General features: G+C 55.3%; 22 protein-coding genes. All 22 read right to left on the minus strand.

Annotated features, from left to right (window positions below):
* Nucleotides 1-4 precede the first annotated feature (4 nt).
* On the minus strand, nt 5-2086 hold the full coding sequence (locus C8029_RS04055) for a hypothetical protein (RefSeq protein ID WP_152002289.1): 2082 nt from the start codon (nt 2084-2086) through the stop codon (nt 5-7).
* Entirely contained in the window at nt 2083-2610 is a 528-nt protein-coding gene (locus C8029_RS04060; RefSeq protein WP_152002290.1) for a hypothetical protein, read from the minus strand. Before C8029_RS04060 ends, C8029_RS04055 begins: the two co-directional genes overlap by 4 nt.
* Nucleotides 2610-4874, minus strand: coding sequence for a phage tail protein (locus C8029_RS04065; protein ID WP_152002291.1), 2265 nt, complete (start codon nt 4872-4874; stop codon nt 2610-2612). Before C8029_RS04065 ends, C8029_RS04060 begins: the two co-directional genes overlap by 1 nt.
* Nucleotides 4871-5428, minus strand: coding sequence for a phage connector family protein (locus tag C8029_RS04070; protein WP_152002292.1), 558 nt, complete (start codon nt 5426-5428; stop codon nt 4871-4873). The genes C8029_RS04065 and C8029_RS04070 overlap by 4 nt, the downstream gene beginning before the upstream one ends.
* A gap of 121 nt (nt 5429-5549) precedes the next feature.
* On the minus strand, nt 5550-6008 hold the full coding sequence (locus tag C8029_RS04075; protein WP_152002293.1) for a hypothetical protein: 459 nt from the start codon (nt 6006-6008) through the stop codon (nt 5550-5552).
* 62 nt (nt 6009-6070) lie between these two features.
* Nucleotides 6071-6208, minus strand: a complete 138-nt coding sequence (locus C8029_RS22240; RefSeq protein WP_226946219.1) for a hypothetical protein — start codon at nt 6206-6208, stop codon at nt 6071-6073.
* A gap of 35 nt (nt 6209-6243) precedes the next feature.
* Complete coding sequence (locus tag C8029_RS04080) at nt 6244-6999, minus strand: phage capsid protein (RefSeq protein ID WP_226946220.1); 756 nt, start codon at nt 6997-6999, stop codon at nt 6244-6246.
* A gap of 254 nt (nt 7000-7253) precedes the next feature.
* Nucleotides 7254-8030 carry a hypothetical protein gene (locus C8029_RS04085; RefSeq protein ID WP_152002294.1) on the minus strand — a complete coding sequence of 259 codons (777 nt, stop codon included), beginning with the start codon at nt 8028-8030 and terminating at the stop codon, nt 7254-7256.
* Entirely contained in the window at nt 8027-8281 is a 255-nt protein-coding gene (locus tag C8029_RS04090; protein ID WP_152002295.1) for a hypothetical protein, read from the minus strand. The genes C8029_RS04085 and C8029_RS04090 overlap by 4 nt, the downstream gene beginning before the upstream one ends.
* Nucleotides 8278-8607 carry a hypothetical protein gene (locus tag C8029_RS04095; protein WP_152002296.1) on the minus strand — a complete coding sequence of 110 codons (330 nt, stop codon included), beginning with the start codon at nt 8605-8607 and terminating at the stop codon, nt 8278-8280. Before C8029_RS04095 ends, C8029_RS04090 begins: the two co-directional genes overlap by 4 nt.
* A 20-nt stretch (nt 8608-8627) precedes the next feature.
* Nucleotides 8628-10298: a portal protein gene (locus C8029_RS04100; protein WP_152002297.1), complete on the minus strand. Its 1671-nt coding sequence runs from the start codon at nt 10296-10298 to the stop codon at nt 8628-8630.
* A 188-nt stretch (nt 10299-10486) separates the two neighbouring features.
* Nucleotides 10487-11005: a hypothetical protein gene (locus C8029_RS04105; protein ID WP_152002298.1), complete on the minus strand. Its 519-nt coding sequence runs from the start codon at nt 11003-11005 to the stop codon at nt 10487-10489.
* On the minus strand, nt 11002-11361 hold the full coding sequence (locus tag C8029_RS04110) for a hypothetical protein (protein ID WP_152002299.1): 360 nt from the start codon (nt 11359-11361) through the stop codon (nt 11002-11004). The genes C8029_RS04105 and C8029_RS04110 overlap by 4 nt, the downstream gene beginning before the upstream one ends.
* A gap of 4 nt (nt 11362-11365) precedes the next feature.
* On the minus strand, nt 11366-11620 hold the full coding sequence (locus tag C8029_RS04115; protein ID WP_152002300.1) for a hypothetical protein: 255 nt from the start codon (nt 11618-11620) through the stop codon (nt 11366-11368).
* Nucleotides 11621-11635: 15 nt separating this feature from the next.
* Nucleotides 11636-11959 (minus strand): hypothetical protein, encoded by a 324-nt coding sequence (locus tag C8029_RS04120; protein ID WP_152002301.1) that lies wholly within the window; start codon nt 11957-11959, stop codon nt 11636-11638.
* Nucleotides 11960-11980: 21 nt separating this feature from the next.
* A complete protein-coding gene (locus C8029_RS04125) occupies nt 11981-12268 on the minus strand; it encodes a nucleoside triphosphate pyrophosphohydrolase family protein (protein WP_152002302.1) in 288 nt (95 codons plus the stop codon).
* Nucleotides 12265-13203: a DHH family phosphoesterase gene (locus C8029_RS04130; RefSeq protein ID WP_152002303.1), complete on the minus strand. Its 939-nt coding sequence runs from the start codon at nt 13201-13203 to the stop codon at nt 12265-12267. The genes C8029_RS04125 and C8029_RS04130 overlap by 4 nt, the downstream gene beginning before the upstream one ends.
* Nucleotides 13200-13565 carry a hypothetical protein gene (locus C8029_RS04135; protein ID WP_152002304.1) on the minus strand — a complete coding sequence of 122 codons (366 nt, stop codon included), beginning with the start codon at nt 13563-13565 and terminating at the stop codon, nt 13200-13202. Before C8029_RS04135 ends, C8029_RS04130 begins: the two co-directional genes overlap by 4 nt.
* 2 nt (nt 13566-13567) lie before the next feature.
* The gene (locus C8029_RS04140; protein ID WP_152002305.1) at nt 13568-15388 is read right to left on the minus strand and encodes a hypothetical protein; all 1821 of its coding nucleotides are present in this window, start codon (nt 15386-15388) and stop codon (nt 13568-13570) included.
* Nucleotides 15389-15602: 214 nt separating this feature from the next.
* Complete coding sequence (locus C8029_RS04145; protein ID WP_152002306.1) at nt 15603-16271, minus strand: hypothetical protein; 669 nt, start codon at nt 16269-16271, stop codon at nt 15603-15605.
* 427 nt (nt 16272-16698) lie between these two features.
* Entirely contained in the window at nt 16699-18060 is a 1362-nt protein-coding gene (locus tag C8029_RS04150; protein WP_152002307.1) for a hypothetical protein, read from the minus strand.
* 272 nt (nt 18061-18332) lie between these two features.
* Nucleotides 18333-18524: a hypothetical protein gene (locus tag C8029_RS04155; RefSeq protein WP_152002308.1), complete on the minus strand. Its 192-nt coding sequence runs from the start codon at nt 18522-18524 to the stop codon at nt 18333-18335.
* Between the last annotated feature and the right edge of the window lie 159 nt (nt 18525-18683).

The following is an 18683-nucleotide window of genomic DNA, read 5'->3' on the forward strand; positions in this document are numbered from 1 at the left end:
GCTCTCACTTCAAAAGTTTGCTCATGGAAAACTGATAGCGTTCGCCATCTTCAGTTTCCGGGACAAGGATCTGGCCGGAATTACTGGTGTAAAAGAACTCATAGACACCATCGCCGACCGCGCGCAGGTTCATTTGCGCAAGCGTATCCTCTGTGATTGCAGATCCATTGATCAAAGGCGGGCGGCCTGACGTAGAAATCGCCGCAAGGTTTGTGGTCAGTTGATCTTGATCAGTGGTAAAACTCGGTCTTTTCGTCTCAGTTGTCCGAACTACACCAATGCGCGACAGAGCCGTCTCGACCTGTTGCGCCTTAACACCCTGCGGCAACATCGTCAGCTCGTCGTTGACCTGCTGTAATCCACCCGCTGCCCCCCTGCTGTCATAGCTCCCAGTGCCGCCGAGAACTTCGTGCAGGCTCTGCTGATAAAGCTTTTCATCAATGTTTCCCGCCGGATCGACACGTCCCGATCTGGCCGCATAAAGCGCATCCGCCGCCGCCATCGCCTGGGCTTGAATGTCAGCACCACCCGGAATGTCGACAAAGAGATCTTCGACGACATCAAACGTCGGCTGCAATCTGTCTTTCGCGGGCGGAAGGATCACGGTGCCGGCATCGATTGTTTGTTGGCCGACCATGATTTCGCTGGCAATCGCCTGGGAGCCCTTGGCGTTCATAAGACCACCGACCCAGCGGAACACAGGATCGTCACTGACGAGGTCCATCACGTCCGGTCGATCACCAAGGGTGGCCGCGACGACACCCGCCAAAGTGGCGCGGGCGTCGGGGTCTTTGGTGTCCGATATGGTTTTTCTGAGCTGTTTGGTTGTGGCCTGGTCAAACACCGCATCGGTCTCTGTCCAACCGTTTTTGACCAGGGCGGCGGAGGTGCCGCGAAACTGGGACAGCGCCGCGCCAAACTCTTGTGGATTGGTGGGATCAAACTCTGGAAGCTCTGGTACAGGCAGACCTTTTTCGCGGGCGTGTGCAATCGGATCAGCCGCCCAGGCCTTTTCCTCAGCATCCAGTTTGGTTTCCAAAAGTGCCAGGCGTTCGGCCTGATATTTGTATACTTTTGGGCGGTTTTTTTCTTCGTCAACGGCATCCTGAAGCTGGGCGGGTGTCATCATGTCGAGCTGCGGCTTTTCGATCAAAAGCTCACGCTGCGCCATGGCTTCGGAAAAGTAGGGATTGGCCTGAACATCGGCACGCGCCAAAAATGCATCCTCATCAGCACTGCGCTGACCAAGTGACCAGATCCCCGCCATTTGCTTCAGGCGATCGGTGACAGCTTTCTCCGCCGTGCTGGCGGCAATCTCAGCGTCCTTGACCGCCTTGGCATCAGCGGCGGCAATTTTGGCATTGGCACTGACCCGAAAGCGCGATTGCTCCTCTCCGTCCAGCCCGGAAAACTCACCTGCATCAAGGGCATCGAGAAAATCATTTGGATCCTCATCGAGCATGCGCAATGCGGCGGCTGCATCCATTCCGGATTGCAAAGATAGGCGGCGCTTTTGTGCTTCTGCCGCATCGATGACCCCTGCGGCTTCAAGCTCATCAATTTGTTTGGAGCCTTGCTCAAAATAAGCGTCACGGGTTTCCGGGTCCGCTGTGGCCGCCGCCGCAGTTGCGGTATGGACATAGTCGAAATATGTCGCCTCACGTTGAGCGAACTTCCCGGCCAGCGCTTGTTGACCGATATTAAGCTCATGGCGATTGCGCAGCTCGTCAAAAGCGAGATTAAATTGTTCGGCGTTGCGCGGATCAACACGCGGGCGGCCCGTTTCAGTTGCGCCATTAATATAGGTTTTTCTCAGCTCGGCGATGCGGCTCTGGAATGTAGTTTCGAGCGTATCAGGATCGCCGATTTGCGCCATTTCAAGCGATAGATTGTTCATGTCGCGCGTAAGATCGACACCCAATCGGTTCATTTCCCGCTGTAGGCGGTCCGTCTCCAACTTGGCCCCGACATCAGCCATGACATTGCCGAATTGTGCAACGGAAGCGCCCGCATCGGATGCCTGAACGCGGACGTCTGCACTGCGACCGGGATCAATGCCTGCGGTGGGTATGGTGAGCTGGCTCATGCTGCATCCCCAAGATTAGGCCATAGGTCTGGGGCAGCGGTCAAAAGTGTGCCTGCCGCCCCCATGCCGCCCTTCAAAAGTGACGACATGGCTTGGGATCGGTAGGCGCTTTGTTGCGCTGATAGCTCTTGATCGCGGGCCAATCCGTCCTGGCGCACAGACTGGCTTTGAAAACTCATTTCTGATGCGGCTTCTTGGCCAAGAAGGATGGCCGAGGGGCTGTCGATCGAAACACCGCGATCTGCCAGTTCAGCAACTTGTCGGCGCATTTCAGTTTTGAATTTGCGGCGGGTGCGCAGCTCTTTTTGGGCCGTCAAAAGACGATCGGTGTCTCGCTGTTGTCCGACCAGCGCAGCATTTGTTTTTGCTGCCTTATAGCTGGAAATACCTTGTGCAATCGAGCCGCCCACAGCCAGGGCAGTGCCTATGCCCTGAAGAGTTAGGCCTGTTGTAGCAGCCGCTGCCGTTGCACCGGCTGCGGTTGCGGTGCCTCCAACCAGTGGTAAAAGAGCAGGAAGGCACATTATGCACCTCCCGTTTCAACAGGGGAAACAATAGCAAGCACAGTCATAGGTGCGCCGCCAAAGGGCTCAAACCGATAACTTGCCTCGTCTGACATTCCTGTGAATGCCGAGATATTGGTGACACCGGAATAGGCTGTTGTGAGGTTTGCGGCGACACCGACATCAAACAGAGGTTGGCGTGGATTGAGCATAGGCTCTTGGCCAAAATGGCGCTCGACACCGCGCACATATCCGGCGGCAGTACGATGCAAGACAATACCACCATTCGAGGCGATAGACTTGCCCATGCCTCGCGCATCACCCTCTTTTTCTTCAACGGATGGCTCAAAAAGATCAACGAAGTGTGTCTGATCAAATAGGCCAATAATGGCGTATGAGACCGATGATTCTAGTGTAATTTCGCCACTTTCGGGCACAGTAATTGGCCCGAACTGTCCGTTATCAGTCCATGCATAAACTTCCTCACCGATCAAATGGGAAATGTCAAAAGTATCAGTGGGCTCCGCAAGATCGAAGACCTTTGAGGCAAATAGATGGTTGGCTTCATGAATAGGGTCATCTCCGGGCAAGGCACCGTAAACGATAGCCTGCTCTTCGATCATCCTGACAACTTCACCATTGATTGTCCGCTTAACAACCATGGTGAGAATATCCCGCTTTCCATCTGACGATGACGTCACGGAAAAGCTTTCAACGAACCCTCCTGCCAAAGAGACAATGGACCAGCCTAAAACCTCTTCCGATTGATTGTAGAGCATCAGAACCAGATCGCCGTCATCTCGGCGCAACCACGCCAATCCCAAAGGGTTTGACTGCCAGACAATCTCACTTAAACCGGCGGCTCCGATATGTGCAGCCGGCACAGTCAGATCGACGGGTAGACCGCCTTCAACTTCAAATGAATAGCGCAACTCTTCGACACGCGTTGCATCAGCCGTGATGTAGATTGGATAGCCAAATGGTGAAATTGGCCGATGCGCGATTGATCCATTGGTGCCTTCCACATCTGTGTCAAATGTTGAAATACCAATGGCCTGTCCAACCTGGCTTGAAAAGCCGCGCACCACTTCACCAAGCGTACCGATATAAATACCTTTTCTCGATCGACGCAGCCATTGAATGCCATTCTGGCCCTCAGAGCCATCAATGGCATAGGCAAAGGCTTCATCCGGCTCGATCGATGGGAGAAAGTCGTTAAAATCGCCGATGGTTGAAAACCAAAGTGTTCTGGGCTCAGACCGCGTAGCCGCTGCGGCAAAACGTTGTTTGATGATTTCAATTGTTCTGGGATAGCCATATTTTACTGACCAAGCGCCTTCAGACCACCGATAGGTTGGATCGGTGACACAGGGTTCCGGCACAGTTTTAATGACTTCTGCGATTGCTGAATTTTCGTCGGACACGCTTGTGATGCGCACGATCCCGACAAGATCAGAAATATATTTCCATGTGATTTTTGTATTAAAGTCATACATCATCTCACCGTAAGAATGGATCGGTGGTGAAACGCCTGTATTTACAGTTGTGCCTGTGGTGGTGTCAAAAATGCCATCACCGTTGGTCTTGCCTGCGGTGATCTGATAAATATTTTCGTCATAGCGAAAATAGTTACCGATCTGGGCGGCTGTATTTGAAGACCAAAGCGGTATTTCCGTGATGTTGGTTGGCTTGAGCAAAATCAGCGATCCAACCTGACTTACTTCAAATGGATCTCCGCTGCCTGTGAGCGTGATTGTTCCTGTCGATGCAGAGCATTGGATCGTGATGTCTTCGTCTAGGTTCTGAACCCTGAAAGGGCCAGTGTCGAGCACCCAGTCATTGATCGTCCAATTGTTGAGCGCATAGCGGGACAGCTTTTGCAAGGGTCCAGATCCATCGGCGAGATAGATCACATCAGAGGATTGCAGTGGCCAAATCGCATCAAGGTCCGCTTCACCATACGGTACGGTCAATTCATAGGCGGAACCATCCAGCTCAACCAATTCACCATAGCGCCAAACGCGCATGGTCTCATTGGTGAACTCCAAATTGAGACTGTCATTGGCGTTGAACTCGAACGGCAAAAGCCGCGCGGCGGCGTTGTCTTTTGTATAGCCGCGAAAAATCGTACCTGGTGCGCGCGTAAAACCACCCTCCCGCAAGGGGATAAACCCACGCATTTCGCGCACGCCGGTGCGCACGCGCTTGTAATCATTGCGCCCATACAAGAGCGGGGAGACTTCACCCGAGTTAAAGCTGACCTGTGGTTTAAATTGACGTGTCACCGCAGCGCCTCCATTACCCAATCTGTGGACTGTGGAAGATCGTCAAGACGAGACGCCGAAGCCGAATAGCTGTCGTTGTCGATGGCCGTCTGCTTGAGTGTCGCGAGCTTTGCCTCGATGCGATCGATCTTTTCCGTGCGGCGTAAAAATCCAGGGCCCGGAGCCAAAAGGGCGGCAAGTTGGGCAGAGACAAATGTTTGGAATGTCGATGGCAGAAGCTTTTCGTTTGTGATCCGGCGTGAGTAGCGAACGACCAAGCCCGTTTCGACATCTGCACGGATGTAATTTTCCTCACGACGCCAATCAGCGTCCTGATCCACGACAAGCAAAAGCTGCACACAATCACCTGGCAAGGCGTAGAGGTATGGCAAGTCCGGGTCTGTGATCCACTCTTCTGGCAAATCAGACACCAATGCGAGCTGTGCCGTGCGCCGAACAAAGGACCAATCATAAGACTGCAAGCATATGTCAAGCGCATGTGGATATTGCTCTGCCGCCGCCGCTGCTTGTTGACTGTCGTCTGCAAATGACGAGAGCGGCGAAAGCTCCATCATACGAAAGGCCTCTGCTGCGATGGTCGATGCTGCGATCGGGGTTGCCATATGACTGAGTGCCTGATGATTTGGGAGTGAGAGCGATGGCCGGACTTAAGCCAGCCATCGCGCAGCGGTAGGGTTAGTTGTAGAGGTAGGCGATTTGGAACGGCATCGATCCCGCCCCGGTCGCATCCGCTTCCGCATGGACATAAATCGAAATCATGCCTTTGGGATTTTCAGCGAGACCCAAAACTTCCCAGAGCCGCTTGCCATGATTGGCGTCGCCCTGTGCAATCGGCGTCACGATGGTCTCAGTTGCTTTGGTTTGATCCACCAAGGCATCCGTGTCGGTTTTGGTTCCGATCACCACCTGCGCAAAGCCCCAGTTTTCCACGTCAAAGAACGTGTCAGGGAGAAGGATGCAGTCGGATGGCAAATCTGCAATCCGATACATTGAGGTGTTGCTGTCATCCACCAAACAGGCAAGCAGTCCGGTCACAAAGATTGCCCGGCCGCGTGCCAAAATGGGGTCTGGCGCATAACTGTCAGGATCGAGGTAGTCGTGGATCAGATTGGACTTTCCGGTAACGATAGCCATAAGAGGGTCTCCTTTGGCAAAATTTAGGAACAGGCGACCAAGAGATCAGCCGCCCAAATGGATCAGCTTTCGACGCATTCGATGACACGCACGCCAACATCTTCGAGGCGGGTGCAATCGGGATAGGCGTCAACTTTGATGTACGGCAGGTTGTCAGCGGAGCCGTCGTTCCAGATGCGGCCATTGATGTCCTGCCACATGCCGCACACAATGTTCTGTTTCGACCAGAGCGGGATCAAGCGTTGCCCGGACGCGTTGTAGGGCAGACGGTTGGTGAAGATCCATTCAATGCCCAACAGCGTCGTCGCTCGCCACTTTTGATCTGTTCGACCTCAAACTTGTTGAGATCAAGGCCAGCATCCATCGCGATATTGAGAAGGTCCGTTTTTTGCTTTGGCGAAATCGCGGCGTAGATCTGATCGTCTGTTTCAAGACCGAAGTCTTGCAATTCCATGGCTTCCGTCGCCGCCCGCAATTTTGTCAGGGTCAGACCTGTGCCGCCATGCACGGTGTAATTGGCCGCCGGAAGAGCCTTGTTGGAATTGGGGCGCTTGCCTTCGGTGACTTTGCCGAGGATGCCGGAACCGGAAATTTCAAACTTGTTATCAGAGCCTTTGCGCACACCCATAATACGATCAAAGATGCCACGATCAACGGCTTTAACATGGTTCTTCATCAACTGGCCCGTGGGATCGAGCGCAAGATCGAACTTGTCGACGGTGTCAATGTATTGGCCGCTTTTGATCTCAAGCGGACGCACAAGCCAACGGCGGCTGCGCTCCGGCACGTTTTCAACGTTGCGGCGGCTGCGATCTTCGCCCTCGATGTAATCAAGAGCCCCCATCAGATCTGCGGCGTCTTGCGCCTCGCCCGTGGCAGTGACGATGGTGACAGCGGCCCGCAGCCGGTTTTGAAGTTGCTGCGCAACCATTTTAACGTTGCCGGTAAACGCAAGCTTGTGGTGCGCTTCGACTGTTTGTTCAAAGGACATTTTGCCCCTCCTACGAAAAATCATCTGTATGTTGTGAGATTTCGGAGGGGTCGCCCGGCATATCCGGACCCGCACCTGACGGGTATCATCCGCCTAGTCGCCGGTCTATTCCCGGCGTCACCGGACCCCGTGGGGTCGCCCGGCCTAGAATCACCTAAAATGCAGGCATGAACCAAAGTCAAGACAAAACAAAATATGCCCCGCATTTTTCAACACGGGGCATATCTGGTGGTCACCAGCGATTTTGGGATCGTTTATTGTGGGGCGGCCTGTTTTTCCAGTTGATCGATCTTTGGTTTCAAACGTGCAAGAGTGGCGGTATCCCCTTTCGCGACGGCTTCATAGTACTCTCCGCCTGGTGCTTTTTGCTTATTCAATTCTGCGCGCGCATTGGCTGGCGTCATGGCCAATGACCCGCCATTTCCAGGCAGTTTTCCAACACCATCCTCGGCCATCATTTCACCGATGGCGGCAAACATTTTGATTGCGCCGGCATCGCCTGTTTTATCAGAGAGAACCTGTGCAATGCCGGAAAGCTGCTCACTGCCCAGACCTGCCGTTGTGGCCAACATTTCTGCGGCGCTTTTTGCCATTGCAATTTTGGCAGTGGTTTGATCGCCCCAATCTGTTTTCAGCTCGCCCATCATTTTTTGATTGCTGGCTTCGTATTGAGCATCTGCATCTTGGGACAGGCCTTGAACCTTGCTCGCATAGAGGTTTGTCAGCTCCTGAAGCGCTTCGCCGGGGATGCCGTGCTTGTGCGCCATTTCTCGCGCCTTGGTTTCAAAATCTGCATCCCACTTGAGATCATTCGGCCCTGTTCCGAAACCTTCAGGCATAGCGATTTCATATTTATCGGGGGCTTCCGGGATGCCAAAAACATTGCGGTTTTCATGCATCCATTCGGCGACGGACTGACCGTCCTTTGGCTTTTGGATCAATTGGTCTGGACTTGCGCCAAGGCGTTTTTTTGCATTGCGCTCCATATCAATGAGCTTTGCGGTCGCATCGATAGGATCATCGACCGTCAAGCCCAGAGCTTCAAGCGAGCTGCGTTGATCATCGCTGAGCTTTGAGCCCTTCCACCAGGCGTCGATGGTGTGTCATTGCCTGCCGGAGGAGGCGCATCATTTGCCGCCGGCGCGGGCGTATCACTGCCTGCCGGAGGAGGCGCATCATTTGCCGCCGGCGCGGGCACATCACCGCCGCCAAGATCATCTTGCGGTGCAAAAAGCGGTTGTTTCATAAACTGCGCGAAAAGTGCCATGCTGCTGATTTTCATTCGGAAGTCTCCATCAGTTGATTGATTTCTTGTTGATTGATTTGCATCGCTGCCAAAAGAACCAGCGCAAATTGTCGTGCGCCTTTCTTTTCAAACTCGCGATAGGGATCACGCGTTTCGCTACGTGGTTTTGAACGACCCGTTTCCGGATCGTATTGAAAAGGCTCAACCTCCAAGAGGCCGCCCAAACGGATGACGTCTGCGACCAACTCTGGGCATTGCGCCGCGGCTTCAGACCACCGCTGGCACATTTGGCCAGCGGCGCGTGAGGCTGCGATCTGTTCGGCTTCGTTTTCATCCCCATTCAGAAAAATGGAGACTGCCATCGTGAGACGATCCCAAATCTTCACTGGCCACCCCCGGTCATGCCTGCCGCAGCCAGATCTTTTGCGAGACCACCCCCGGCCTTGGCCGCCTCAATCAGCTGTTGTTGCTGCATCTGTTGTTCCTGCTGTGCTGCGCGGGATTGAGAGATCTGGTTCGCCTCTTCACGCGACCGAAGGATTGATGCCGGCAAGGTCGGGCTGGCATCATGCAGTGTCTCGATCGCTGCATCTTCATCAAAGCGATCACCGGCACGCGTGTTGGAGGATGAAAGCTGAGACAGAGCGCCGAGATCATTGACGAATTGACGCACAGCGATGGCTTCGCGAGCTTTCAGCGCCATGGTGGCCGCTGACTGGTAGCGCACCATCAATGGCAAGCCCTGCGCTTCTTTGGGCGGGGGTGGGATTTGACCTGCGCGCCATAGCATCGCAAAGCGTCGCTCAACCTTTTTCGCGGCGTATTCTTCCATGATCCGATCAGAATGCGGGGCCCAATTGCGCAGCTGCGCTTCCTGCATGATCTGTACTTCTTCGGAGTTGAGCCCCGTCCGGTTGTGCATCGACATGAGGGAATAATAAAACGCGTTTTTGATCTCCTCCATTTTGGCGCGCTTTTCTTCCATGGTCAGGCCGATCTGGCTCGTCTTATTGAGCGCTTTAACCATTGCATCGCCGCGCACACTGATGCCTCCATACAGGACAGATCCCGGACGAATGCGGCCATCAAGTGGCATAAACCTGCGGCTGGGGGCTAGAATTGTCGGGTCTGCGGCATCCTGGGCGCTGCGCAACGTGGCGGCTTCCATTTGTTGGTTGACCCGTGCCGATGCCAGCGCCACAAAACCCGGTCCTGTTGCATAGGTCTGGCCGCTATCCACATCCCAACGCGGGTAATAGGTTGGCATTTCGTGATAGCCAGAAATGCGAATGGTGGTTTCATCCATTTCCGTCGCATGAACCGAAAGGTATTTTTTGCCAGAAGGCCCCAATTTTCCAACTGAGTAACTGTCGTTCAGACAAACATGGTGGAAAAAGGCGATGTCATCATTCTGGCCTTTTTCTGCCAATTCAATCAACTTGGCCGGCAATGCATCGCCACGCTTTTTGAAATAGCGTACCGCAGCCCGCGGTTTCATGTAGTAGCGGCGCACCATTTCGCAAACTTGGCCATGAGCATCATAGTCAATCACCACCTCGGCCAGCGACATGGTCACATCGATGAACCGGCGCTGCTCCATATCAATCTCGTCATAATGAGCAAATTGCCCAAAGGCCGCGACATCGGCATAGCCTTGATAGGTGGAGCTGTAGAACGTTGAATTGGCTGGGCGGAACGACGCCAAGACGCGCGATGTGGCGATGTCATTCCACCGCGCCATGGGTTTCCACTTGTTGAAATCCTCATCGGGGGTTTCCAAACCCGCCCAACGGTTTGCCGGGTTTGTGATCGCTGCGTAAAGCCCAGCGGCCATTGCATTTGAGGCCATGATGGGTTCGCTCGAAAGGGGCTTTTCGAGTGTGCGAGAACCGACATTGTCGAGGCCGAAACCGCCGCGTTGTGGACGAATGAGCTTTGCAATGTCGTTCCAATCTTGCTCGAATGGCGTGCGGTTTGACCGCAGCTCATCCCAACGGCGCATCGCCTCTTTGGCAAAGATTGGATCGTTAAAATTGTGATCTTGTTTGGCCATTATGCGGCACTCCCAAGTTTTGGCGACGACGGAATGCCGCTTGAACTTGTCAGGATGTTTGCAGCTGCACCTGCCCGACGCTTGCGCAGACGGGCCTCAATGTCAGCTTGGCGCACAGCTTCGCTGTTATCGCTCGAGGCAAAAATCTGGGGTGCGGCCGAGATTTTAGGGGTGGAAAGACACATGGGTTACGCTCCTTGCTGAAGGTCTGGGGAAAGCCAGGCGAACTGGCGAAAGGTCACGGCACCGTCAGCGCCGAAACCTGGCATATCGGCTTCATGGGTGAAACCGACCGCATCGAGAAACCGGGACGCGCGCGGATGATCCGCCCAGGCACGGGCCTCGATGCGATGGATCCCTCGCTCAAGGCAAAAGCGGGGCATTTCGTCTCTGATCGTGAGCGCAAGCTCAGCAAGCGGACGGCGAAATTTCGTATGGTCGCGCGCAATAAGCGCAGCCTGGGCGACACCGGCCTGACCGGTATTGCCAAGCGCGAGCACGGCAAAGGCCGTTGACGCTGGGGCTTCGGACACATGCGCCACGATCGAGAGCACATGTGCCGATCGCATCGCGCGCCAGTCGGCCCAAAGACCGATCAGCGGCCCACCCTGCCCGCGCGTCAGCTCCGCCTCGCGTCGATCATCGACATCGAGGAACTGAAACACCGACAATGCAGCCAGATCATCAAAATCGCGAACAGAGATCATTGATCGACAGCCCGCTCAAATTCATCTTCAAATTCGTCGCGAGACATGGAACTCAAGTTCCCCTGGCTGTCACAAATGATCCAAGAATTACTTTCGACAGGCTGGTCTTTTCCATCCTTCCCCTTGATCACAAGATAATCGTTATCTTTGCTCATAGGCTCGACCTTGATAAGGTCGTAGCTGAGCGCCAGAACAAGCCATTCTGGCATATATAGCGTGGCAATCGGGTTGTATTCCTGATCATTGGAACGAAATTGGAGCCGCATTCTATACGGCAGATTGAAGTGGCCAGCATCCAACAGCCCAGCATAGAAGACTGCGGAAACCGAGTGCGCTCTGCGAGAAAATTTTGGCATCACATCACCCCGCTTTCAAAATCTCACGACGGGCTTTGTTGGCCCAGTTGTACATGAGGGTGGCGTGGGGCGTCTGTTCGGCGGCGCTGATTTTAAGACCGCTCAAATTGAGGTATGCCTTGCCCGAGCGAACATAAAATTTCGCGCCATGCTCGGTGGTCAGCACATGCTCCAGGTTGGTCGGGTTGTGATCCCATCCCTCAGAAATCATATCCGAGAGGGTTTTCAGGGCAACGATGTCAAAGGTTTGTTTTGTCATGTCGTGGTTTTCCTGTCAGTTTTTGTTGGCATTGCGTCGCATCCGGCGGATGCATCGCCTCATGATGAGCTGACGCTCACCCACGAGCACCTGAAGCGCTTGCTTCTTACGCTCGATCCTGCGTTCGAGCTTCGCCAGGCGGCGCAGCTCCATCTCATTGGCAAAACCCAGCCATGCGGCGCGTAGACCGAACGGTTCTGGCCTCTTTGCCAGCTCCGGTCCGGCATTGTGACCGATCCCGGCGGGCCTCTCTTTGCGCCCCTGTGCACCAACTTCCGGTGCACAGTATTTCTGTCGCGCTTCCGCAAGCATCGAATTAAACATTTTAAAATCATCCACTTGCGGAAACCTCTTATGGCATCACTGATGATGCGCAAAAGTCATTTTGCGGTCGATTGTCGGCTGTACATCGACCACAGGAACTTCTCGCAAATCACCGCGTGACATCATCAGAACATGAATGCTGATTAGATCCGTCAGCTCCCGAGAAAGAAGTTCTCGGTTATCTGTGCTCGGATCATTTGGGTGATAGCTATCATACCCATGGCGCAAAACCTTCGATGCGATCTGGATGACCTCGCCACACTCTTCGATCAACATCGCGAGCCGCTCAGCCTCTGCGGGCGTCAAACCGTTGAAAGGGGTCATTCCGCATCCCCCTCCCAGCCGATCGGCATTTTGAAACCTGCCGCATTGCGGTGACCGCCGCCGCCATAGGCCTTGGCGATCTCGGACACGTCCGCGCCTTTCTCACCGCGTGAGCGCAGAGAGAATGCCCGCCCCTCCGGCCCGTCGAAATAGGTCGCGGCAAAGGGCGCATCCTCGGCCATGAGACCGGCGGCGTCGGAGGCCATGGTGTAGGGCAGGTTTGCGACCGGGACGCTCACGCCGCCGATCACCATTTCGCGCTTGGTGATCTCAAGCATCTGGCGGATGTCGCGGTTATGCTTGCGCAGGATGGCCTTTCCCTCTGAGATCAGATCTTCGAGAGAGCTTTGAAAGTCGAGCACATGCTCAAGCTCAGACCACACCTCAATCGTAAATTCATGGGATGCAATCACCACCGAGACCTCACGCGATCCGTACAGTTCCCATTTCCAGAGATCCCGATCCGCCACATATTCGACCAGCATCGGTCGATTATCGTCAAAGAAGAAATCACATGCGAGCTGCGCGCCGGAGCGCTCCATATCGAAAAGAACATAAATCTGCGCATTCGGGGCGCACTCGATTTGATCTTGTGCGACATTCATCATATGGCGCGACCAGGACAATTCGCCGGTGTATTTGGAAATATCGACGATGCCATCTCCCGCCGCCAGATCCTCCTGCGCCGTCTTGTGGTGATCGAGGATCAGGATCGATCGCGCCACCTTGGCGATCTCTTTCAGCACCTCGCGCTTGTAGCTGAAATCGACGATCACCACGTCGCGCCCCTTCACATCGGGCGGCGTATCGCCGTAGCTGGCCGGCACCAGCTCGACAGCGCCACTGAGTGCGGAATGAACCAGCCAGGCGGCAGTGAACCCGTCCGCGCAATTGGCGTGATAGATGCAGATCGGGGTTGTGTTGCGCGCGTTCATGCCAAAGCCCCCGAGATGCGAAGGAACGCGGCAAGAAGAAGCGCGGCCGAGATCGCAGAGCAGAGGAAAACCAACACAAAGGACCACCAGCCGATGCTTTCCAAAATGGAACCGCCGCCGGTCTCATAGGTGTAAAGGCACTGTGCGGCGACGTATTGGAAAAACACCGCTGCAAGGGACGCAAAGAAGGCCGCACCCGCGTAGGTGACACCTTGGCCATTTTGGTATGCTGCCGAGAGCAAGAGGAGCAAAAGAGCGCCGTAGATCAAGGTTTTGAGGATCAGAAATCCGCTTTCCTCGATGTTGCGAATAAGGCTGTCGCGGTACTCTTCAAACGGGGTTGTGGTGTCAGTTTTAGGCATTGTCAGTCTCCATAGGGGTTGAGGATGTCATAGGCGGTCTCAATAGCTGAACGCCGGTCATTAAGCGCTGGACCACCGTTGTGGCCCATACGTCCATTGTCGTTGGGGATTGAGTTGGGGCTCATGCCATTGGCCATGAACTGCGACAGGAACAGGTATTGTGAGGCATCGATGACGTTGGCCTCGGTAAAGCTCTTGTCTGGAATTTTGCGTTTGTCGCCGTTCTTGTCGACGGTATCGGTCCAGACATAGCGGGCGGTCATGCCGGCAATGAAAAACTTCATCGACGGATCGACAAGCAATCCGGGGTTGCCCTGGATGATTGGCGCATCGAGGGCGGACCGCATTGCCTCAAGGCGTGGGTTAATTCGGTTGGCGCCGATATTTTGGGGCATGATCGTGATGCCAGCGGCTGCACCTGCAAGCAGGTTCCAGTTTTCATTCTCATCATCGGCCAAGGATGATCCTTGCTCGCCGGCCATATCGCCCCATGCGCCATCGACGCGGAAGCGGGAAAAGCGAGGATCCCCCAAAAGCTCGGCAAGCCGATCGCCAAAGACCTTGGCCAACAGGCGCTCTTTGGGAAAGTGCAGCTCCGCATAGAGCCGCCAATAGCCGTGATGGCCTGAAGGGATGAATTGGCCGATCACAGCCGCCGCTTTAAAGCCCTGGTCAAGCCCGATGCTCAGAGGGATGCCCGAGATCGGCTGAAGCGTGTTTTCCGCGACATGGATCCGGCGATTGAAGTGTTTGAGAAAGATCGGATCACCCACACGCATGTAGGTGATTTTGTTGTAAACGAGGCGTTCGACCATATCGCCACGCCCGGCCAGTTTCATTGAGGCAATTTGGCGTGGATAATAGGTCGGCGAAAGGTTTTGAAGGTTTTCGCAACCAGTTTCGCCATATCCGGGTTGGAGGAAGAACAGGATTTGAATGGCGTCCACACCCTCGGGCAGGTCCGCAGACAACTCCTCCATCATTCGAGTGCGATGCTCCTCGTCGTGGAACACGTTGAAGGTCCAGTTTTCTTCATCCGGCGCGTTGAAGTCGCAACAAACCTGACCATAAGAGCGCAAATTGATCGGAAGGCCGTCGAAATGCTCGCGGGCGGGCCAGCGGTCGATCCGGCCTATGCCGACAGTCAGGATATCGACGGGCATGGTGTCCGCCTCGTTGAGAACGATGTCGGTGGTCTGCACACCGCGCATCGAGGCGATGATGTCATCACCGAACGCCATGAACTCGGTCACAAACTCGATCGGGCCATGGACATCCTCAAATCGCATTTTGTGCGTCACGGGATCACCGCGCCCACCGGACCACTGGCCCATCTCTTTTGGAAAGGCCTCAAGGTAGGAGGGGATCGTGGTTGACCAAAGTTGGCGGTAGGTTTCGCGGATGAACAGAACTTTGTAGCGGCGCACCTTATCGATGGTAGAGCGCGGCATTTCAATGGCACGGCGCAGGCGCGATTTCATCAATGTGGTGGTCTTGCCCGATCCAACCGGCCCCTGAATGCCGATCACATCACCATTGGACCAATAGAACGCCTCAGAGATTGGCCCTGGGAAAGATGGACCGTCGCTCACTTCCTCAAGCAGATCTTCGATCTTGCCCTGGAATAAATTTGCCTCTACGTTGTCAATTGCCTCTTTCGCCGAAACCTCACTCAAATAGGCTTTCAGCGCGTCCTCTTCCGCATCGTCTTTCGCCTTTTGCGTTTGATTGATGGGAGAGGATCCCCCCGACCCCGTGTCGGGAGCCCCAAAGCGGCCCCCCCGACCCCAATCTCGCAATCCAAGGTTCGCGCAAAAAATCATACCTGCCGATCCTCCCAAGATGCTGTATGGGGTCGCACAGTGGGGCGACAGGCTTCGCGCGAGACCACCCCCCGGGGGGTCAAAGATGCATCAAGCTCCCAGACCACCGAGACGTCTGGGCCAGCGGCGCGATCGATCCCACACACCAAAACACACTGATTTTCAATCAGTAGATCGCGGCATGTTTCGCCTTTGTTTTTCAATGACTTAGCTTTCACGTCCGAAAATCCTCATCCGAATTGTCCAAATCGGAACCGCTAACCTCTTGATTTTGTTGCCTTTCAAAGGCGACATCGGCGGGCACCATCCGACCACCTTTTGCGGGCGTCACATCGCGCGCAAACGCTGCCGGATCATGCGCCGCCTGAGGGGCCATAGGCACGATCACGGTGGTGTTTTGGTTGACCTGTACGTCTGGCGTGGCCTTGGGCGCGCCGTAGGGCAAAAGCGCGTCAGCGGCGCGCAATTGGATCGCGTAGAACTGCAGGAACGTGTTGAGGCGGGCGCTTGCCGTGGGCACGATGGGCTTGCTCCCTACGCCCTTTGTCGGCGCAGTGGCCCCATCATAGGCCCACGCCAAGGCCCGCTCGGCGCTCTCCATGGCGGTGAGCATGGCGTCTTGGGATTTCGCGAGACCTGCCATCTGGGCCAAGACATCCTCGGGCATCCTGTAGCCCTTGGATGCCAGCCATTCGCGCATCTGCGTCGAACCCTTGTTTTTGGCACCCTTCGGGCGACCAGCCGACACGCTCCCCGCCTGTGCGGGTGTCAGTCCACCCTCATCCGGCAAAAGTGACAGCTGCTCACCCTCAGCGCGCACTTTGTCGAGCCGCTTAGCCGCCGCCCGCGCCATGGTCTCAAAACTGTTCTTTGGCTTGGCCATTAAAAACCCCCTTTTTTATTGTTTTTCAGAGGGTTAGCTAATGTCCGCGACGGTTTGCGACACATGTCTTGGCAACCGTCGCAGCAAGCGTCGTAATAGTTTTCTTTTATTATCAATAAGATAAGTAATAGATACGACGATGCGACGGTGCGACACGTGAAATCACGTGTGTGCGTGTGCGTGTGTGCATGTACATGAGAGAGCGTGTAAAAGCGTCGCAGCGTCGCAGATACACCATAAGCCTTTGTTTTAAATCGCAAATCACTGCGACAAAAGCCTGCGACGGTGGATTTCAGAGCGTCGCAGCGTCGCAGCCCCGGACCCACGGCGCAAAGCGCCATCGCCCGCGAAATATAGGCCCAAATCGGGGTGCGGGGAAGGCCCAAACAATCTTTATATCCCAAGGCCTTAACAATTTCGGACATGATCATGCGAAGCCCTCGGTCGAAAAATCTGCGCCGCCCGCGCTGCTGGTGGGCTTGTCCATTGGGAAATCCAGCATGCCAGCGATGGCGCGCAGCGGTATCCATGTCGCGCGGGATGAGTTGTGCGCAAATGACATCGCAGAGGGTGCGGCGTATGATCCAGACACCCTTCTCGCCGCTTGCCGCCACACGCCTCCCGCCCAGGGCGATCCCTCAAATAACTGTCCCAACTGGTTCACGGGCCTATTGGCAATCGCCAACTCTGCGCTATCTCCGAGCCCACGCACACGTAGCCCAAATTGCGCCAGATAGGTGTTTGCGTTCTCGGAGTTGGCCGTGTCGATCTCTTGTCGTGAGCCCGGCAATTTGGCTGCCATCGCAATCCACGTGGCGACGTTGACCTTCATCCCACGCCGCCACACATCGAGCGGCTGACCCATCAACCAACCGAGCATGTCTTGCGCGTTGCTGCCGACCTCGGACGTGTCATCTTTAAGATAAAGCACGAGTTTTTCGACCCATCCCGTCAAAATATCCTCTGTCGGCAAGGCCGAATTCATCGACATGTCGGCCATCGCCAAGACCGTGCCATAGTTGTCGGCGTGCCGGCCGCCATAGCCCGCCGTCGCCAACGCTGCGCGCCATAGGTCAAGACGCTCGGGCCATGTGGTCCAGCCATCGATCAACCGCCGCCGCAAGCCCGCGCCCAGGTTGCGCACCTGCCGCCAATCTGGCTCCAATTTCCGGGCCTCTTTGGGGATCTCGTTGAGGTCCAAGAGAATGAGGCGAGACCGATCCTGTGGGGGGAGCGGGGGGACAAGGATCGAGCTGAATACAAAACAGGAATAAGCGTTGCCCTGGTAACCCTTTTGATCCGTAGAACCGCGCAAAATCTGGTCACCACTGGCCGCGATACGCGCCAGTTTGATGATGTTTTTGGCCTTCGAATTGCGTGGATCATCGTCGGGCTCAAGCTCATCGATGGCGACCGGCAAGGACGAATAGCCAATCACCGATCGAATGCCGGCTTCCGTGGCATCTGAGGCCTGCAAAAGTCCATCACTGCCACCATGAACGTTCTTTAACAGCTTCTGAAACGTGGATTTCCCGGTGGCTTGATCGCCCGTCAGCCAGGTCACCGGCCGCCAATCAAGTGCGCCGCCCAACATCTGCGCGCCGATGACGCCCAGCACCAACATTGGGTCCACGTCTGGCCTGCGCCAATTCCAGCTGCCGATCAGCTCAAGCAACTTTTGCGCCGGATCGTCGCGGCCGACTTTGTCAGAGGGGCGTGGGATCCTGTCCGAGGCCGAATAGACCTTGCCGTCATACACGCCCGGATCGACCCATTCTCCGTTGCTCATGAGGATCTGGTCACCAGCGTGGAAAATCAGCTTACCGTCATCATCCACCCACGACCCAGATCCGCGCACGCGCCCTGTCGGCGACCAAACACCGCGCTCCTCGCAGGCCTGAACCATCGCGAATGCCGCGTCATTCTGGTCAAACTTGCCCTTTTTGGGCGCAAAATCTTTGTCGTACTGCGGCCAAACAGATGACAAAAGGCCAATGCGACCGCCAAAGATGTGGCGGATCGTGTCCAGGTCATGCTTTTTAACGTCTCTCAGCTGCCCCCTTACGTCGAGATAAAAGGATAGATCGCCGTAGATCCCCAAAGCCTTGACAGGGCAGTGCCTGAAAATTTCACCGTGTGGACGCTGGCTGCCTCCATAACTGTGTCCAGACGTCGTTTTTGCTCCATCCGCAGCTCCATTCGCACCTGGTCCACTTGGCTTCTTTGCTCGTCCTGCGTCATCATTCCGCCCATTGCCGTCTCCTTTTTGATCGATTGCCGGTGCCTCCGGCGCATTTGCCAACTCTGCAGCCAACGCGCTTGCGCTACGCGGCTCTGATGATTTTCTGCTGGGCACGACTGACATACTCGGATCACCGCTCCAGTCGTCTACTGGCCCTTCGACTTTCCATT

Source organism: Roseobacter sp. TSBP12 (genome assembly GCF_009129705.1).
GTDB lineage: Bacteria > Pseudomonadota > Alphaproteobacteria > Rhodobacterales > Rhodobacteraceae > Celeribacter > Celeribacter baekdonensis_A.

Excerpts from the sequence above, each read along its gene's own strand:
- C8029_RS04055 (WP_152002289.1), bottom strand. The coding sequence starts at position 2,086 with ATGAGCCAGCTCACCATACCCACCGCAGGCATTGATCCCGGTCGCAGT.
- C8029_RS04060 (WP_152002290.1), bottom strand. The coding sequence starts at position 2,610 with ATGTGCCTTCCTGCTCTTTTACCACTGGTTGGAGGCACCGCAACCGCA.
- C8029_RS04070 (WP_152002292.1), bottom strand. The coding sequence starts at position 5,428 with ATGATGGAGCTTTCGCCGCTCTCGTCATTTGCAGACGACAGTCAACAA.
- C8029_RS04075 (WP_152002293.1), bottom strand. The coding sequence starts at position 6,008 with ATGGCTATCGTTACCGGAAAGTCCAATCTGATCCACGACTACCTCGAT.
- C8029_RS22240 (WP_226946219.1), bottom strand. The coding sequence starts at position 6,208 with ATGTGGCAGGACATCAATGGCCGCATCTGGAACGACGGCTCCGCTGAC.
- C8029_RS04080 (WP_226946220.1), bottom strand. The coding sequence starts at position 6,999 with ATGTCCTTTGAACAAACAGTCGAAGCGCACCACAAGCTTGCGTTTACC.
- C8029_RS04090 (WP_152002295.1), bottom strand. The coding sequence starts at position 8,281 with ATGAAAATCAGCAGCATGGCACTTTTCGCGCAGTTTATGAAACAACCG.
- C8029_RS04095 (WP_152002296.1), bottom strand. The coding sequence starts at position 8,607 with ATGGCAGTCTCCATTTTTCTGAATGGGGATGAAAACGAAGCCGAACAG.
- C8029_RS04100 (WP_152002297.1), bottom strand. The coding sequence starts at position 10,298 with ATGGCCAAACAAGATCACAATTTTAACGATCCAATCTTTGCCAAAGAG.
- C8029_RS04105 (WP_152002298.1), bottom strand. The coding sequence starts at position 11,005 with ATGATCTCTGTTCGCGATTTTGATGATCTGGCTGCATTGTCGGTGTTT.
- C8029_RS04110 (WP_152002299.1), bottom strand. The coding sequence starts at position 11,361 with ATGCCAAAATTTTCTCGCAGAGCGCACTCGGTTTCCGCAGTCTTCTAT.
- C8029_RS04115 (WP_152002300.1), bottom strand. The coding sequence starts at position 11,620 with ATGACAAAACAAACCTTTGACATCGTTGCCCTGAAAACCCTCTCGGAT.
- C8029_RS04125 (WP_152002302.1), bottom strand. The coding sequence starts at position 12,268 with ATGACCCCTTTCAACGGTTTGACGCCCGCAGAGGCTGAGCGGCTCGCG.
- C8029_RS04130 (WP_152002303.1), bottom strand. The coding sequence starts at position 13,203 with ATGAACGCGCGCAACACAACCCCGATCTGCATCTATCACGCCAATTGC.
- C8029_RS04135 (WP_152002304.1), bottom strand. The coding sequence starts at position 13,565 with ATGCCTAAAACTGACACCACAACCCCGTTTGAAGAGTACCGCGACAGC.
- C8029_RS04140 (WP_152002305.1), bottom strand. The coding sequence starts at position 15,388 with ATGATTTTTTGCGCGAACCTTGGATTGCGAGATTGGGGTCGGGGGGGC.
- C8029_RS04145 (WP_152002306.1), bottom strand. The coding sequence starts at position 16,271 with ATGGCCAAGCCAAAGAACAGTTTTGAGACCATGGCGCGGGCGGCGGCT.
- C8029_RS04150 (WP_152002307.1), bottom strand. The coding sequence starts at position 18,060 with ATGAGCAACGGAGAATGGGTCGATCCGGGCGTGTATGACGGCAAGGTC.
- C8029_RS04155 (WP_152002308.1), bottom strand. The coding sequence starts at position 18,524 with ATGGGCGGAATGATGACGCAGGACGAGCAAAGAAGCCAAGTGGACCAG.